Annotated in this window: 2 pseudogenes; one reads left to right on the forward strand and one right to left on the reverse strand. The window is 70.2% G+C overall.

Annotated elements, in window-relative coordinates:
• A pseudogene (locus tag IF89_RS48835) lies at positions 1 to 243 on the reverse strand (hypothetical protein); the annotation flags it as partial.
• Between the two features lie 274 nt (positions 244 to 517).
• On the opposite strand from IF89_RS48835, the pseudogene IF89_RS44065 reads away from it, so the two are divergent.
• A pseudogene (locus IF89_RS44065) lies at positions 518 to 998 on the forward strand (transposase); the annotation flags it as partial.
• Positions 999 to 1,168: the final 170 nt, after the last annotated feature.

Below are 1,168 nucleotides of genomic sequence, written 5' to 3' on the forward strand. Positions count from 1 at the left end.
ACCCAACCCGGCTCCACCACGCCCGGCCGTGTCCAGGAGGGGGACGTCGAGGGCGTAGCGGCCGGTGCGGGCGTCTACCGCGCCTCCGGCGTCCTCACCCGGCGCGAACACACCCGACACGGGCGCCGCCGCCGCGGCAGCCGCCAAAGCAGCAGCGGAGCGGGAACCCGGGGCGGCGAACGCCTCACCCGCACCCTCCCCCGCCACCGTCCCGGCAGCAGCCAGCACCAGCAGCCCCGCCACACCACCCCGGCGGACACGGTGACCAGACCGACGACACCGGCCGCCGCTGTCCCGCCCGAGGCTTCCCTACACCCACCGATTGGGCGAAGCGGCCAACCGCCGCCGCCTCAAATGGCGCCGAAGCGAAGCCCAGCACTACGACGACACCCGCACCACGAACTCGCTCGTTGCACAGTCCGGTGCTGCAACGACTACTGCAGTTGAACTCGCCCAGGGTGGATTCAACCGGTCGTCGCAACACCTCGATCATGGAGCTGCACCGCCCGAGACGGCTCGGACCGGTCGGGCACTGCGGGAGTCCCGGGATCGATCACGCAACAAGCCGCAGGGGCATGCCACCGCCGTTGCCGTCCTCAGCGAACGGCCCGCTGGACCGCGCGGTCCCCCGGGCAATGGGACGGGGGAATCTGGTCATCGGGACGGGCCGGTCCGCGACCGGCACGCTCGTCGAGCACGGCAGCCGGTGCACGTTCCTGGTGCATCTGCCTCGGCGGGAGGGCTGGGGCGGGTAAGCACCCGTGGAGAACGGTCCGCCGCTCGGCGGCTACGGCGCCGTCGCAATGAATGCCGCGCTGACGGCGTCGATGACGAAGCTGCCCGAGCAACTCCGCAAGACCCTGGCCTGGGACCGCGGGAAGGAACTCTGCGGGCATGCCCAGTTCGCACTCGAGACCGTGACGAAGGTGTTCTTCGCCGATCCGCACTCGCCCTGGCAGCGACCCACGAACGAGAACACCCATGGCCTGCTGCGCCAGACTTCCGACTTGTATGGGGGTAGCGGTAGTCCGTCAAAGCGGAACAAGCTCAGCCTACGCCTGCCGCAGCGGGGGGCTGTTCGGAGGAGAGACAGCGGTCCCGGAGCCCTGTTCTCCTGGACGGGCCATCTGCCCGAAGTGTGTTCCTGTCTTCCCGGAGTCTGTCCGTG

Source organism: Streptomyces sp. NRRL F-2664, assembly GCF_000719345.1.
Classification (GTDB): Bacteria; Actinomycetota; Actinomycetes; order Streptomycetales; family Streptomycetaceae; genus Streptomyces.